Below are 14,881 nucleotides of genomic sequence, written 5' to 3'. Positions count from 1 at the left end.
CATACCTGACGTATTGTATCATGACAATATTTCGATATACCCGTCTGTTCCATTCACGCGAATTCGTTGCCCATCTTTTATGATTTTAGTAGCGTTCTCCACCCCGACAACTGCTGGCAAACCATATTCACGTGCGATAACGGCTCCATGGGTCATCAGCCCTCCGACCTCAGTAACTAGTCCTTTAATGGAAACAAACAATGAAGTCCAGCCAGGGTCGGTAAACGCGGTGACTAATATATCTCCATCTTCCAGCACAGCATCTTCCATGTTTAAGATGACACGTGCTCTCCCCTCTATAACTCCGGTAGAAACAGGCAGACCGACAATTGCTTCGGCTGGGATATTTTCTCGATCGTATTTGCCCGCAATGATTTCACCATCAGACGTAATTACGCGCGGGGGAGTTAGTTTTTCGAAAAAATGGTAATCGTCCTTTCGTTTACTGATGATCTGATCATCCAGTTTATTGGTGCGTACGACATCGTGAAGTTCATCAAAAGTTAGGTAGTATATATCTTCTTTTTCATGAATTACACTAGCTTGGACGAGTTGTTCAGCTTCTTTCAGTAAAGCCTGCTTGTATATGAAGTAGCGATTGATCATGCCGTATTTGGGATACTCACGATAACCGATGAAATTCCGGATGAAGCTGATCACTCGTTTTGTCTCCTCAGCTTTTTGTTCACCATCCGGTAATTGCTTCAATCGGTCTAGTATCTCTTGTTCTTTTTCTAAAGCTTCCTGTCGCCCTTGCTCAAATTTCCGTGTACCAGCGTTAGGCTCAAAGTTTTTGATATTACTCAGAATCATGGGGACGAGTGTAATTGGTTTTTCACTCCAACGCGTTCTGGAAATATCGATTTCACCGGCGCATCGCATTCCGTATTTGTCCAGATACGCATAAATAGCGTCTTGCGCTTCCTTTCCGCCATCAAACTTAATCACTCCATCCAAAAAGTTATCCTCTTTTACATGTTGTAAATAATCAATGACTTCCGGATAAGGACGAATCATATCTGCGACATCCAATAGAGCCAGACCCATTTCCGAAGTAATGTTGTTTGGTACAGATTGAGATAGCGTATCTGCTGCGTTTTTTTCACCTAACCACTCGTACATTTTTTCGTTGATCCACGACGAAGCATTCATAGCACTCATAAAAACGTTTGTACTTCGCGGGTCAAATAAGATCTTCTTTAATTCCTGGAGATCTTCCAAAATAAAATCAAATAAAGCTGCTCCCGATTTCGTTTGAATGTTTTGTTTTAATTCTTCTATCGATGCTTGACTGTTCTTAATCAAATCCGAAACGATAGCCGGGTCGTTATCGATTTGTGCATGAAAAACTGCAGACGACTTACCTTTACTGCTATTATCGGGACTCGCTTCTTTTCTATCATCAGGCAACGATTTAATATATTCACGCTCTATTAGGGTCAAAAATGCGTCTTTTGTGAGTGGATCGGATTTTCCCAGGGTATTTATGAAAGTTTCTCTGCTGACAGGTGAAGCCAGCATATGTGTAACATCAACAAACAACCTTCCACCGGCTTTACGCATGGGTGCAGGAGTTATTAACATGTAAAAAGACAGTCCCAATGGTTTCATCGGATCGGTCATCATCTGTTGATGGCCGACAGATACATAAACGTGATTTTCTTGATCATTCGCTTCGGGAATCGGGAATAAAGTAGTGATCGGCCGACTTTGAACAATATAAAATGCATCTTCAACCAAACACCATTCGATATCCTGAGGGCGGCCGAAATAAGCTTCAATCTGTCTTCCGATGCGTGCCAGTTGTAAAATTTGTTGTTCAGTAAGCGTTTGAGTTTGCTGCTGCGCAGGCTCGATCTGCTGTGTCTCTGTTCCGCCTTCTTGTCGTCCATAGATTGCTATTTTTTTGGTTGCTATCCTTTTATCGACGATTTCCCCATCCTGCACTTTATAACAATCGGCAGAAACTAAGCCAGAGACCAATGCTTCTCCAAGTCCAAAACTAGCATCGATTGATAGCAGCTTCCGGTTAGAAGTAATGGGATCAGCAGTGAATAAAATGCCTGAAGCCTGCGGAAATACCATCTTTTGAACGATAACGGATAAATAAACATGCCTGTGGTCAAATCCATTTTGTATACGGTAGATTACCGCGCGATCCGTAAATAGGGATGCCCAGCATTTGCTGATATGCTGCAAAATGGCTTCGAGTCCGATGATATTTAAATAGGTGTCTTGTTGACCAGCGAATGAAGCATGTGGCAAATCCTCTGCAGTCGCACTAGAACGTACCGCATAGGCATGTTCATCACCAAACTGGTTGAGATAGTGAGTCACTGCATTCACAACTTCGGAAGGAATTTCTACATCTATAATGATTTGTCGAATCTGCTTGCTGATTTCACTAATTTGATCTCGATCTGCAGCTTTTAGCATTGTTAGCCGATCCAACAAAGATTGAAACGTTTCGTTATGTTCGATTGCCTTCTGATATCCCACTGTTGTAACACAAAATCCTTCTGGAACTTGTATGCCTGCCATTTTTGATAATTCCCCTAGATTCAACCCTTTTCCGCCAACGAGCGAAAGCTGCGTATTGTCCATTTCCTGAAAACCGAGAACTAAAGAACTCATTCAACATCTCTCCTAACCATTAAATTGAGAAAAACATTTGACAAGGATTTAAAGGCGTGTTATTCTTAAATTGTAACATACATAATCTATGTCTTCTTTTCAATGGAGTCGTGATCTGATTATATCATCACGTCTTTTTATATGCAATATGAAAGAACCTGAATAAATTATTCAGGTTCTTTTTTGTTATATTATTCGATAACTGGGTAAGCTGCCGCCTCGCCTGTCGATGATTCGTAGGCTTGCAGAACCGTATCGAGCAGTCCTGGGAAACGAGCTTCCAAATCTTCATGCCGAATGCTCAGCAGTCTATGCGTACCTTGAATTCGGGTACGAACAATTCCCGCTTCGCGGAGTGTTCGCGTATGATGGGACAAGGTAGACTTGACGATGGGCAATTCAAGATTTCCGCAAGACCCCTCCCCCATCTTGACCAATGTAGCCACCAATCGTATGCGAATTGGATCGCTAAGTGCATAAAGTACTGAAGTGAGTTGAATATCCGCTCGATCGGGATGATGTAACACTTTCACCTGAAGCGTCCCCTTTCGTAGATAACGTGTAATCGTTGTCAGGAAATTAGCTAGTAAGTTGTAATTGCATCTTACCACATTCCATGCTATATTTCTAATGTTCGATTACAATCGAACATTAGAACTTAGAAATGAGGGATATCATGTCAAATATGAATCTGGCCGTTCGCGCAAGTGTAGACAAGGAACAGCTCCGGGAAGGTGTTGTCACGCTTCTGCTCGGATTTACCATCGTTCTTGTCATTATGAATACGATGATGTTCAACCTCGCACTGCCCGATGTCGCGCATGACTTCGCACTTTCATCCACCTCGGTATCCTGGATCGTGACAGGATACTCTATTCTGTTTGCTATATCGTCCATCACGTACAGCAGGCTGTCCGATTTCGTTCCAATCAGAAGATTGTATGTAATTGGCATACTGTCGTTCGGTGGAGCCGCAATCATTGGCTTATTCAGCGATAGCTTTATTCCGCTCTTATTCGCGCGTCTGCTACAGGCCTCCGGTGCGGGTGCCATTCCAGCACTTTCCATGGTTCTCATTACAAGATATGTTCCTGTAGGCAGAAGGGGCAAAGCGATGGCCGCCATTATGTCGGCTGCTTCGCTTGGTTTAGGCTTAGGTCCCGTCATCGGAGGCGTAATTGTCGAATACTGGGGCTGGCATTATCTATTTGGCGTCACTTCGCTCACTTTGCTGTTGATCCCCTTCTACTTCCGTCTGCTTCCCAAAGAAACGCCGGCAAAAGGAAGCTTCGATCTGCTTGGAGCCTTATTCGTGGGGATAGGAACGACGGGTCAGCTGCTTTTCCTGACTAGTCAGGACTGGTATTGGCTGATCGCCGGTCTGATCGCAATCTTCCTGTTTATTGTGCGCATCCGTACGGCTAAAGATCCGTTCGTACAACCGGCACTATTCAGGAATGCACCTTATTTGATGGTCAGCGCCGTCGGGATCGGCGCCTATCTATGCAGCTTCGCCACCTTGTTCATCATGCCGCAAATACTAGTTCACCAATTCGGACTTTCGGCAAGCCAATCAGGCTTAATCATCTTTCCTGGGTCCCTATTGGCCATGATTCTCTCACGCTTGGTGGGCAAAATAATCGACCGCTACGGAAATCGTTTTATCATTCAATACATCCCTTTGCTCGTTCTTGCTTCTGTCGTATTGTTCGCGCTCTTCGCTGCTCAATCTTCATGGGCGATTCTATTCATCTATATGCTAATGAGTGTCGGCTTTACGTTCATTTCCAGCAGCGTCTCAAATGAGCTGTCCCGACTGTTACCAGGATCCCAAGTGGGCTCGGGACTTGGATTATTCCAATTGCTGCAGTTTTTCAGCGGTGCATTCGGGATCGCTGCAACAGCTACGGCGCTCGAATGGCAGCAAGCTCGTACGCTAACCTCCGCCTATTCAAGCATTTTCTGGGGAATGACTATTATCGTCTTGCTCGCCATGGTCTGCTCCTATTTCTATATCCGTCATTCCAGACAGATCAACCGGTAGTTCAAAATGAAAACAAGGCACATCTTCGCTTCGAAGATGTGCCTTGTTCGTATGTTATGAACGCAGAGACTTGAATGCGGCGCGGAGTTCTTCAGCGAATAGCTGTGGCTGCTCCCACGCGGCGAAGTGGCCGCCTTTGTCGAGCTTATCTATTCGTTTGACGACGAATATCCGAGCAGTTAGACTTCATTCGCATCTGTCCTCACTTCGCCTTCAATCGGCATAATAAGTACAAGCTCAGACTCACTATTGATATAGCGTTTAATGGTGGCTTGCTCCTTACTTTCACCCTTGCTGTCTACCGTTCCGTAATGCAGCAAATCCGCCATTAGATTATCCATAAAATATACGGACTCGCCAAATGCTTTCGGTTCTGTGCCTGTTTCCCCATTTCCTCCTATCGTATCCTTTTGCCATTTTATTTCGGCAAGGCCATTTTCGTTGATTTCAACATATGTCAGCAATCCTCTATACTCTATGAAATAACGGAGGGCTTCTCCTCTTGGAAACGTGTATAGGGTAGTAAAGCCTTCCCCATAAGGTTGAATATCTGTCTCCATGTTTAACTTTGGAAGGGCAAGTGCAGCCAAGCGCGCATTTACAAGGTCGCCGCTTCTGAGCTTTTGGAACAACTCCTCGCCAGTCGGCGTGCGCACGATGACTTCCTTGCTTTTACTGTCATACGTAGTCGTGCCGCCTAGCATTTCCGTTACGGAGCGAACGGGTATATAGGTTCGTCCTCGCTTCACGGTTACCGGTGCGTCTAATGCCATTTTTTCCCCGTTGATGTCAGCTGTTCTCGAGCCATCCTTCAAGCGCACCGTTATTTTATTAACCAGATTATTGATAATGATAGTCTTTGTAGAAGTCTCATAGGTATAGCTGATTTTAGCGGGATCATGGAAAGATCTTAATTGGACCATCGTGCGGCCGTTCACATTTAGTACATCGTTCTGGTAGACGCCATTGATAAACACCTTTTGCGTCGTTGTTGTGGAAGGTGCAGCCTTAACCGAAGAGCCTGCATTTAGTACTCCCGCTATCGTTAATGCAACCGCAGCTGTTTTCATCCACTTTTTCATCTTAAATCCCTCCCAAAATAGCGCATCTCAGTGTTAAGACGCAAGATTATGGATATATGTTACATAAATAGAAGAAGCTATCGAACTAAACGGTCTGTTACCGGTTCAGACTCCACCACCGCAACGGCTCGTACGGGTGACCCGTCACCACCGACGATGCGCAAAGGAAACCCGTAAAACATAAAATCGGTTTCAACGGGAAGTCGATCCAAACCGTGCAGCCCGGTATACGTGATAATATCGATTCCTAACAACGACCGCTCCAGTTCTTCTGACAGTTCGCCGCCGACAAACGGCGGTCGCAGTGCAGCGAGCCGGTCCAAGCATTCTAGCCCAACGGATTCTATGAAAAACAGCCCACGGCATTCCGGCCATGCAGGGTCTTCGATCCGTACTACACGCGAAGCTCCAAAAAATCGCTCTAATGGCAGTTCATCTAATGTCGCGGCACCGGGGTGCATATGTGAGGGCGCATCCACATGGGTTCCGGTATGGCTGCCCATCGAAAGCTGTCTCAATTCCCAGCTATGACACTCGTATGTATGTGCTACCTTGACTTTGACCTCCGGATCGCCGGGATAAACGGGCATACCATCAGCAATCGGTAACGATAAATCAATCACTCTCACGCAGACTCATCCTTTCTGCTAGTCAGATAAACAAGCCATCATCTGATATTGTGCATATACAAGTTATATCACAAAATTTCGATATAAGGATGTGACTTACTATGGCAACAAGAATGATACGAAATTATACGGTCCATGACATGAGAGATGAAGTCCTCTATTTTAACAAGCTTTGGAAACGGTCATTCACTAACGGAAGAGCAAAGTATGTAGCTCTATCAGATCATTCAACCATTAGACTAACAAACACGACTCCAAGTGGACAGCTCATTCCTGTCGTTATTCAAAAATACAAAAAAGGAAGCGTTGTTGTCATTATCGATACAGCAGTACATTTACCGCCACATTCTACTAAGAGACTATAGCAGACTGAGGCTTGCAGCACTCAAGTAGGAAAATGTCGTCGCTCTACCCGCCGGATCCATATTGGAAATGAAAAAAGAGCCCTGCAAAGTGGGCTCTCCTTCATTTAGCTACATCAAGTATTTTCCCGTGATTGAATGCTCTGCATCGACAATTTGTGGCACTGTGCCCTCGAACACAACCTGACCGCCCTTACTGCCTCCGTCCGGTCCCATATCGATGATCCAATCCGCTTGACTAATCACTTCGAGGTTATGCTCGATGACGATCACTGTATTGCCTGCATCAACAAGACGGTTCATAATCTCTAGAAGGTGACCGATATCTGACATATGCAGGCCGGTCGTCGGCTCGTCCATCACATAGATGCTGCCCTTCTTGTGCAGCTCGCTTGCAAGCTTGATACGCTGACATTCCCCTCCCGAGAGTGTGCTGAGCGGCTGGCCGAGAGTTACATAGTTCAACCCAACATCGCTCATCGCCTGGAGCTTGCGCACAACCTCTTTGAGCTGGAAGAAGTCCAATGCCTGCTCGACAGTCATCTCCAGCACATCTGCAATTGACTTGCCATTCAGCTTATAGGAGAGTACTTCTTCCTTGAACCGTTTGCCTCCGCATACTTCGCATGGCAGCTTCACGCTGTCCAGGAACGCAAGGTCTGTATACACAACGCCTAACCCTTGACAGTTCTCGCAAGCACCTTTGGAATTAAAGCTGAACAAGCCTTGGTTTACTTTGTTCGCAGAAGCAAACGCTTTGCGCACATCATCCATGATGCCCGTATAGGTCGCGGGATTCGATCTTGTAGACACGCCTACCGCCGATTGGTCGATGACGATCGCATCCGGATGCTCGCTGAGAAATACATCGTTAATCAACGTACTTTTGCCCGAACCTGCTACACCTGTAACGACTGTCAGCACCCCTGTTGGTATATCGACACTTACGTTCTGCAGATTGTGCAGTTTGGCATTCTTAATGGTCAGCTTGCCGGATGGCTGTCTGCACTCATGCTTCAGCTCGAGCGGCCGTTTCATATGGTTTCCTGTCAGCGTACCTGACTCGAGCAAACCCAGATAGCTCCCTTCATACACGATAGTACCGCCGCGACTGCCGGCGTGGGGCCCAACATCGACGATATGATCTGCCACCTTGATCACGTCAGGATCATGTTCGACGACAATTACGGTATTGCCCTTGTCCCGCAGCTTCTGAAGCAATTCATTCAAGCGGTGTACATCACGAGGGTGCAAGCCTACGCTTGGCTCATCGAATATGTATGTAACATCCACTAGACTTCCGCTCAAATGCTTCACCATCTTAACTCGCTGCGATTCGCCGCCGGACAACGTATCCGTCTCGCGATCCAGCGTTAAGTAGTCAAGCCCGATATCCACTAAGTGTTGAAGCCGCTCGGTCAGAGACTTGACAATCGGCGCAGCGACGGCATCGTCAATCTCTCGAATTGCCCGGATGAGCTGTCCGACCTCCATGGATGACATCTCCGCAATGTTAAGTCCATTGATCCTGCAGCCCAGCGTCGCCTGACTGAGTCGCGCACCGCGGCAGCTGGAGCAAGGGCCTTCGGAAATGTACGGCGTAACCGATTTCTGAGTGCGCTCGGACTTCGTCTTCAGATCCTGCTTGATGTATTTGTTGGTGAATTTCTCAATAACGCCTTCCACTGTAATATTCATTGCCTTGCCGGCAAAATCCATCTGAACTTTCCTCGCCTTGCCGTACAGCAGTTGCTCCAGATCATCATCCGAATAATCGCTCAGCTTCATGTCGGGTTCAAAAGGACCCGATTGAACGACCATATTCCACTCCCAGCCGTCCACCGTGTAGTCCGGCAGCATGATTGCCCCTTCCTTCAACGACTTCGATAGGTCCACTGCTTTACTCATGTCGACGCCAAGCCTGCGACCGATCCCGTTGCACTCGGGACACATGCCTTGCGGATCGTTGAACGAGAACATATGGGATTGTCCAACATAGGGCTGACCGACTCGGGAGAATAGAAGACGGAGAATAGGAGAGATATCGGTAATCGTGCCCATCGTGGAATGGGAACCGCCGCCGAGCCTTTTCTGATCCACGATAACAGACATGCTCAGGTTCTCAATCGCATCCGTATCCGGCTGTGGGACGCGTGGCAGGAAATTACGCACGAACATGCTGAAGTTCTCATTCAACAATCGCGTGGATTCTGCGGCGATCGTATCGAAAACAATCGATGACTTGCCAGAACCGGATACACCGGTGAAGATCGTGATCTTCCGCTTAGGAATGCGCAAAGAAACGTTCTTCAGATTGTTTTCTCTCGCACCCGAGATAACGATAAACTCCTGATTGGTTTCGCTCATGATCTACATCCTTCCGATCGTGTTGGTTTCTTGTATAACCGGCTGCAATCATTATGCAGCCGGTTTATTTATAAATTTATTGTGCCAACAGCTTTTCAAGCTCGCCGCACCAAGCACTCCAGCCATGCCTCGCGCCTTCAAGTCCATGAACATTCGAGAATCCCGTTTGATCAAGATGAAGATTAATCTTGCCGTCCCCTAAATCCTGCAGCGTCCACACGACCGTGTGCTTCTCCTCTCCGACGGCCCATGTATAGGACAACTTGTCAGGCGGGTCCACGACAAGTACTTCGCCGTCAATGATGCCATCCCAATAATCATTCGGCTGAGCGCGAAACTGAAACTTATGACCAACGATAGGCTTAAAATCATTTTCCAATACCCATTTGGCTAGCTTGTTTGAATCGGTAATTGCGGACCAAAGCTTCTCCATGGTAGTCGTATACTGAAAATCCAATGTTAATGCCAAACTCATTCTTCTTCCTCCTCTAATAGTTGGTTTAAACGTAACATATTCGTACTCCAAAACTTGCTGTAGAAAGCCACCCAATCCTGAATTTCTCTAAGCGGGGCGGCGTTAAGTCTATATCTCGTTTCCCTGCCGACCTTTCGGTCAAGTACTAATCCGGCCTCTTTAAGAATGGTAAGATGCTTGGATACCGCCGTACGGCCCATTTGAAACTGAACCGTTAACTCATGAAGCGGCACCTCTTGCGCTTCCGCCAACAGACTGATCAGTCGACGCCTGGTTGGATCAGCAATCGCGTCAAATACATCCCGCAACTGGTTGTTATCGCTCACAACACCCTCTCCTAAGCATTACTATTCGCAGCCATTTAGTGTCACAACAATTATATGACACCATTCGGTGTCGAGTCAACGGCATATATAGATTCCATATGTATATCGATTAAATGAAAAAAGCCACGGAATACGCGGCATTGTGCTGACTTTATTGGTTAGGTGTGCAGATATCATATAGCTCCACTAAACTTGTGATGGTATATGTGCTTTGAATTTCTGTAGAGCTTTTTTGCGAATATCTATTAACCCAGCAGGTATCAATTCCTGACTGAATTCCGCCCTTGATATCGGTATTTAATGAATCTCCGATAATAAGCGCTTCCTTTGCATTAAAGTCTTTAATTTGATACCTGACATAATCGAAAAATTTGGTTGATGGCTTTTGATATCCAATGCTTTGTGAATCAAATATGTCTTCAAAAAAGTCAAATAATCCTGCTTGTTTCAATCGTTTGATCTGGGTTTGGGTTACCCCATTAGTGATTACAAACAGCCTATGGGATACAGACAAGCTCTGACAGACTTCTAGCGCTCCATCCATAAGCAATTGACTTCCGTTACCCAACAGTTCCCTATAGGCATTTTCCCATTCAATTCCGTCCACATTGATGTCCAACTTCAGCATCGTTTCTGAGAATCTTGAGTTTAGTACGACATCTAAGGTAAGATTTCCGTTTTCATATTCGGCCCAAAGTTGTTTGTTAACGGAATTATATACTCGAAACAGCTCGTCCGTTAACGTATATCCGTATTGTTGAAACAATTTATTTAAGGAATTCGTTTCATTAGCTCCGAAATCTAACAATGTATCATCCAGATCGAACAGCAATATTTTATAACTCATTTTTCCCTCCAATATAAAATAAATACTAGTCTAAAGGTGGTACCATGCCCGTTGAAATCGCCATACGGTTCCAACAGTTAATCGCATTAATCGCCATAATTAAATTAACGAATTGGCCCTCATCGAAATGTTTGCGGACTTGCTCATATAGTTCCTGCGGCACGCCGGCATCGGAAATTTTGGTTACAGCTTCCGTTAATGCAATTGCCGCCCTTTCCGCTTCCGTATAGAACGGAGCTTCCCTCCATGCATTAAGCATGTACAAGCGCTGTTCCGTTTCCCCCATCGCACGCGCATCTTTCGTATGCATAGCAAGACAGTAGGCGCAGCCATTTATTTGGGAAGCGCGAATTTTAATCAACTCCAACAGCTTATGGTCAAGACCGCTCTTCTTCACATATCCTTCTAATTTTAAAAGCGTCTGCAAAGATTCAGGCTGTGCTTTCATATAATCCAGTCTCGTTTCCATATGTCATTCTCCTTTACTATTTTGGATACTCAATAATGTCGATACGTTTTATCGTCGACAACATTAATCGTCGATTAAATCTATCTACAATATAGAGTTTTCGTTTGCGCCTGTCAACTGAAATAATGATCCATTTTGATGGAAATACCCCCATCCCCCTATTTGACAAGGGTAATAAAATCACACTAAGATGATGGATAACAACCTCTGTATTTAGAAAGCAGGTAATTGTATGCAATATAGTATCGGTGTCGAATATGGGCTGCATTGCTTGGTTTATTTAATTGATATCCCTCCTGATGCAACCATTGGGATTAAAGAACTTTCTGCGTTTCAAGGTGTGTCGGAAACCTATCTATCGAAGATTTTCGGTAAATTAACTAAATCAGGTATCGTAAGCTCAATCCCGGGTGCTAAAGGTGGTTATAAATTAGCTAAGTCTCCTTCGAAAATCTCGTTTTGGGATGTCGTTGAAGCAATCGAAGGCGTGACCCCCATCTTTCAGTGTAAAAACATAAAAAACAACAGCTATCTATGCCGAGATGAAGATTATGCCGCGTGCTCACTAGCCTCTCCCTGTGTCATTAACTTAGCTATGCTCGAAGCTGAAGAAAGTATGCGCAATGTTCTGCGTAACAAGTCGCTTATATGGTTAAATGAAGAGCTTGATCGCGTATTAACTCCTCAATCACGCAAAGAAACCCGCGAGTATTTTGCTAACAGCCACAACGTTTAACCATTTACATCCCCTAATATTTCTTTTCACAAAAAAAAGGCAACCGCTTCCCGGTTTAATCCGGAAGGCGATCGCCTTTTCATTTATTTTGTACCTGGAATTTGTGGGCTGGTTGATGTTGCCGATCTTTTTGGACTTGTTGGCGAGGCTGGTTCTTGATCTTGATCTGGTTCTGGCGATGGAGCAGGATGTGCCTTGATGTATTCCAATACATTAAAGATTTGCTCTGCAGCTTCTGCACGGGAAATTTCCGCTTTTGGATGGAAGTTTCCTTGTGCATCCAGCTTCACAACCTGATAAGCCAGCGCACGTTGGATCGATCCTTGATAATCAATGGTAAGATCCGCGTTGTCGGTAATCTCGACGGGATTAAGTTTTATCATTGGAAGATTACTATGCGCTTCAATGGTTTTAATAAGCTGATGAGTGAACTCTTCACGAGTCCATTTCATGTTTGGATCCAAATCTGCCGGCAGCTCGACGCCATTAACACTTGCTGTAATTAGGGTATTGGCATACCAAGCATCATCGTTTGCGTTTTTGTAATAATCGGTCACTTTAGGCTCTTTAAGAAATCTTACGAGATCTAGATTTAGATCAGCGGCATTAACGATAAGCTGAACGCCTTGTGCCGCTGTGATCGTTTCATTAGGCGCAAAAAACTCGTTTGTTATACCATGGACTATGCCTTGATCATGTAAAGCAACGATTTTATCCTTTGCTGCAATATTTGTTAAATCTGAGAATGGGTTGCTCGCTGCATAGCTTTGTCCCACAAACGATAACGTTAAAGCGGTAACTGTAGAAAGAGTAAGCATTTTGAATTTTGTTTTCATTTCTCTCACCTCGTAGTTTGATTTGTTTGTCCTTCACTAGTAATACAATCGAAGAGCCCATTATTTTTCATACTGCAAAAAATAAATATAGGCCATTCGCTAACCATGTGACTTTGGAGCCGAAGCAACAACAAACCCCCTTGGAAGCCAAGGGGGATCAGTAACAGCTATACGCAACATTACCTTGCATTAAATAAACGGACGACGGTCTAAGATCCTCTGCAGCATACGATCCCCATTAACCTGCTCAGGCATTACTGACTGGATGAGTGCTAATGCGCATACTGTTCCGCACAACGTATGTAAATCTTCAAACAACGCCTCGTCGGCCTCGTCGGACAAGACTGTGATACTGCTTAAGAGATGGTTGCCTATCGCCTGTATCATGGAATGCAGTTCACCAGCCCTGTGCTGGGTTTGCTCAGCAGCACTGATTAAGGTGTAAAGGACATCTAGCTCCACAAAGGATAAAGCGCCGGCCTCCAGTGGAATCTGTCCATCCTCATGCATGGCCAGACATGTATCGATCCATTGTTTCGGGAATCGCATAGGACGTTTGCGGTAGTTCATATTGAACAAATAATGAAAGGAGCTCGCTAAATGATGAAATAGCGGTGCGCCGTTATGAATGGCTCCCTTGCGCCAAAATCCGGTTTCCGGGTCAGCCTCCTGATCAAGCCATTCAAAATACCACTCCTCCCACTGGCGGTCAACTTCGCCGGTCAGCACTAGAGCAGCGTAAATGCCTGCGCCTTTATGCGAGTCTCCCCAAGGGGAATTAACCCAGTCGAGGCTTTCCAGCCAGTCTTGAAGTCCTTCTCGGCTCTTCACAGCATTCAGAGCCGATATGGGATGACAGGGCCTGCTGTCCAGAAGCTCCAATGCAGCTACCGCATACGCTGTTCTGTGGACAGAGTGATGGCTATTTGCGGTAAAGAGCCCGTCCTCTGGTTGTTGAAAGCTTTGCAGTGTATTCACCAGTTCTTCATGCTCTCTGCTGCCTGCTTGCGGCAATTCGCCAAGCGTATATAACAAAATGACGGCATCTGCGGTTCCGTACAAATCTTCTTCGTAAGGATCTGAGAGCTTTTGCCGGTATCCTCCCATGGAGCCAACTGCATGAGCATCGATAGAACGACGTACTTTCTTTAGAAATGGTTCGATATTTGTCACGTTGACATACCTCGCTTTGCTAGATTGATCTCGCGCCAAAATACTGTATAACGACCTCGCGGAATTCGAGAGCCGCCCGCGAAATATACCGATTTTTATGCCATAATAAAGCGATCTCCCGTACCAATTCATGATCTTCTACTTGGAGATATTTGATTTGTTCCCTTGAATTCCTTGCCGTGCTTGGCATGAAAGCTATGCCAATCTCAGCTTCCACAAGCGAACTTAACCTCGCAGGTTCATCGCCCTCATATACATATTTCGGTTCAAATCCAACCGATTTGCACATAGAGTCCACTAGATCACGCGTACCGTAACCTCTCTTCACACCGACGAACCGTTCATCCCTTAGATCTGTCAAAGATATGCGACTTCGGTCGGCCAGCCGATGCCCGATTGGAACAGCGACAAGAATAGGGTCGATGAACACGATTTGACATTCAATGTCCTCTCCTTCTATAGGAGGCGAGGACAAGCAATAATCCACCTCTCCTCTTTGAAGACGAGTAACCATTTCCTCCGTGGTCAACATTTGCACATGGAATTGAATAGTAGGACGTTTTTTCCGAAACTCGTGAAGGATGTTCGGTAACGTGCTTGCGGTAGTCACCGCCAATTCGAGTGTCCCGTGTTCCGGGCTGGCTAAATCGCTAAGCTCTTGTTTCCCTTGTTCCAATTCAAACAAAGCTCTTTCTGCGCGGCGTAGGAATGTGCTGCCGAAGTCATTTAATCGAAGTCTCCTCCCCATTCGATCAAATAATGGGACGCCAAGATCTTCCTCCAAGCGTTGAATCGTTTTGGATAATGAAGATTGTGTTACGTGCAGACTTCTTGCTGCTTCGGTAACATGTTCCAATCTTGCCACCTCGAGAAAATATTGCAATTGAAGCAGTTCCATCGC

General features: G+C 45.5%; 14 protein-coding genes. 2 read left to right on the top strand and 12 right to left on the bottom strand.

The window, feature by feature from the left end; all coding sequences use genetic code 11:
* Nucleotides 1–18: 18 nt before the first annotated feature.
* Nucleotides 19–2,634, bottom strand: a complete 2,616-nt coding sequence (gene ppsA, locus AC0YN0_RS08185) for a phosphoenolpyruvate synthase (protein ID WP_475820766.1) — start codon at nucleotides 2,632–2,634, stop codon at nucleotides 19–21.
* 191 nt (nucleotides 2,635–2,825) lie between these two features.
* Nucleotides 2,826–3,167, bottom strand: a complete 342-nt coding sequence (locus AC0YN0_RS08180; RefSeq protein ID WP_475820765.1) for an ArsR/SmtB family transcription factor — start codon at nucleotides 3,165–3,167, stop codon at nucleotides 2,826–2,828.
* Nucleotides 3,168–3,310: 143 nt separating this feature from the next.
* On the opposite strand from AC0YN0_RS08180, the gene AC0YN0_RS08175 reads away from it, so the two are divergent.
* Nucleotides 3,311–4,678 carry an MFS transporter gene (locus AC0YN0_RS08175; protein WP_475820764.1) on the top strand — a complete coding sequence of 456 codons (1,368 nt, stop codon included), beginning with the start codon at nucleotides 3,311–3,313 and terminating at the stop codon, nucleotides 4,676–4,678.
* A gap of 179 nt (nucleotides 4,679–4,857) precedes the next feature.
* On the opposite strand, the gene AC0YN0_RS08170 is transcribed toward AC0YN0_RS08175, so the two are convergent.
* The 7 genes from AC0YN0_RS08170 to AC0YN0_RS08140 all read right to left on the bottom strand — a co-directional run bounded on the left by AC0YN0_RS08170 (nucleotide 4,858) and on the right by AC0YN0_RS08140 (nucleotide 11,235).
* Nucleotides 4,858–5,760 carry a copper amine oxidase N-terminal domain-containing protein gene (locus AC0YN0_RS08170; protein WP_475820763.1) on the bottom strand — a complete coding sequence of 301 codons (903 nt, stop codon included), beginning with the start codon at nucleotides 5,758–5,760 and terminating at the stop codon, nucleotides 4,858–4,860.
* A 77-nt stretch (nucleotides 5,761–5,837) separates the two neighbouring features.
* A complete protein-coding gene (locus tag AC0YN0_RS08165; protein WP_475820762.1) occupies nucleotides 5,838–6,389 on the bottom strand; it encodes a cyclase family protein in 552 nt (183 codons plus the stop codon).
* A 473-nt stretch (nucleotides 6,390–6,862) separates the two neighbouring features.
* A complete protein-coding gene (locus AC0YN0_RS08160) occupies nucleotides 6,863–9,118 on the bottom strand; it encodes an ATP-binding cassette domain-containing protein (RefSeq protein ID WP_475820761.1) in 2,256 nt (751 codons plus the stop codon).
* Nucleotides 9,119–9,194: 76 nt separating this feature from the next.
* The gene (locus AC0YN0_RS08155) at nucleotides 9,195–9,593 is read right to left on the bottom strand and encodes an SRPBCC family protein (protein WP_475820760.1); all 399 of its coding nucleotides are present in this window, start codon (nucleotides 9,591–9,593) and stop codon (nucleotides 9,195–9,197) included.
* Entirely contained in the window at nucleotides 9,590–9,919 is a 330-nt protein-coding gene (locus tag AC0YN0_RS08150) for an ArsR/SmtB family transcription factor (protein WP_475820759.1), read from the bottom strand. The genes AC0YN0_RS08155 and AC0YN0_RS08150 overlap by 4 nt, the downstream gene beginning before the upstream one ends.
* Nucleotides 9,920–10,070: 151 nt before the next feature.
* Nucleotides 10,071–10,766, bottom strand: coding sequence for a YjjG family noncanonical pyrimidine nucleotidase (locus AC0YN0_RS08145; protein ID WP_475820758.1), 696 nt, complete (start codon nucleotides 10,764–10,766; stop codon nucleotides 10,071–10,073).
* A 25-nt stretch (nucleotides 10,767–10,791) separates the two neighbouring features.
* The gene (locus AC0YN0_RS08140) at nucleotides 10,792–11,235 is read right to left on the bottom strand and encodes a carboxymuconolactone decarboxylase family protein (RefSeq protein WP_475820757.1); all 444 of its coding nucleotides are present in this window, start codon (nucleotides 11,233–11,235) and stop codon (nucleotides 10,792–10,794) included.
* A gap of 232 nt (nucleotides 11,236–11,467) precedes the next feature.
* Here AC0YN0_RS08140 and AC0YN0_RS08135 point away from each other — a divergent pair, with 232 nt between their 5' ends.
* A complete protein-coding gene (locus tag AC0YN0_RS08135) occupies nucleotides 11,468–11,971 on the top strand; it encodes an RrF2 family transcriptional regulator (RefSeq protein ID WP_475820756.1) in 504 nt (167 codons plus the stop codon).
* An 83-nt stretch (nucleotides 11,972–12,054) separates the two neighbouring features.
* Here AC0YN0_RS08135 and AC0YN0_RS08130 read toward each other — a convergent pair whose 3' ends face one another.
* The 3 genes from AC0YN0_RS08130 to AC0YN0_RS08120 form a co-directional block, all read right to left on the bottom strand.
* Nucleotides 12,055–12,807 (bottom strand): S-layer homology domain-containing protein, encoded by a 753-nt coding sequence (locus AC0YN0_RS08130; RefSeq protein WP_475820755.1) that lies wholly within the window; start codon nucleotides 12,805–12,807, stop codon nucleotides 12,055–12,057.
* Between the two features lie 189 nt (nucleotides 12,808–12,996).
* Nucleotides 12,997–13,980, bottom strand: a complete 984-nt coding sequence (locus AC0YN0_RS08125; protein WP_475820754.1) for a hypothetical protein — start codon at nucleotides 13,978–13,980, stop codon at nucleotides 12,997–12,999.
* A gap of 19 nt (nucleotides 13,981–13,999) precedes the next feature.
* Complete coding sequence (locus tag AC0YN0_RS08120; protein ID WP_475820753.1) at nucleotides 14,000–14,878, bottom strand: LysR family transcriptional regulator; 879 nt, start codon at nucleotides 14,876–14,878, stop codon at nucleotides 14,000–14,002.
* Between the last annotated feature and the right edge of the window lie 3 nt (nucleotides 14,879–14,881).

The organism is Paenibacillus sp. J22P218, from assembly GCF_056269195.1.
This window is presented reverse-complemented; position numbering and strand designations above follow the sequence as displayed.

Coding starts and splice junctions, on each gene's coding strand:
- AC0YN0_RS08135 (WP_475820756.1), top strand. CDS start 11,468: ATGCAATATAGTATCGGTGTCGAATATGGGCTGCATTGCTTGGTTTAT.
- AC0YN0_RS08140 (WP_475820757.1), bottom strand. CDS start 11,235: ATGGAAACGAGACTGGATTATATGAAAGCACAGCCTGAATCTTTGCAG.
- AC0YN0_RS08130 (WP_475820755.1), bottom strand. CDS start 12,807: ATGAAAACAAAATTCAAAATGCTTACTCTTTCTACAGTTACCGCTTTA.
- AC0YN0_RS08170 (WP_475820763.1), bottom strand. CDS start 5,760: ATGAAAAAGTGGATGAAAACAGCTGCGGTTGCATTAACGATAGCGGGA.
- AC0YN0_RS08120 (WP_475820753.1), bottom strand. CDS start 14,878: ATGGAACTGCTTCAATTGCAATATTTTCTCGAGGTGGCAAGATTGGAA.
- AC0YN0_RS08160 (WP_475820761.1), bottom strand. CDS start 9,118: ATGAGCGAAACCAATCAGGAGTTTATCGTTATCTCGGGTGCGAGAGAA.
- AC0YN0_RS08175 (WP_475820764.1), top strand. CDS start 3,311: ATGTCAAATATGAATCTGGCCGTTCGCGCAAGTGTAGACAAGGAACAG.
- AC0YN0_RS08155 (WP_475820760.1), bottom strand. CDS start 9,593: ATGAGTTTGGCATTAACATTGGATTTTCAGTATACGACTACCATGGAG.
- AC0YN0_RS08145 (WP_475820758.1), bottom strand. CDS start 10,766: ATGAGTTATAAAATATTGCTGTTCGATCTGGATGATACATTGTTAGAT.
- ppsA (WP_475820766.1), bottom strand. CDS start 2,634: ATGAGTTCTTTAGTTCTCGGTTTTCAGGAAATGGACAATACGCAGCTT.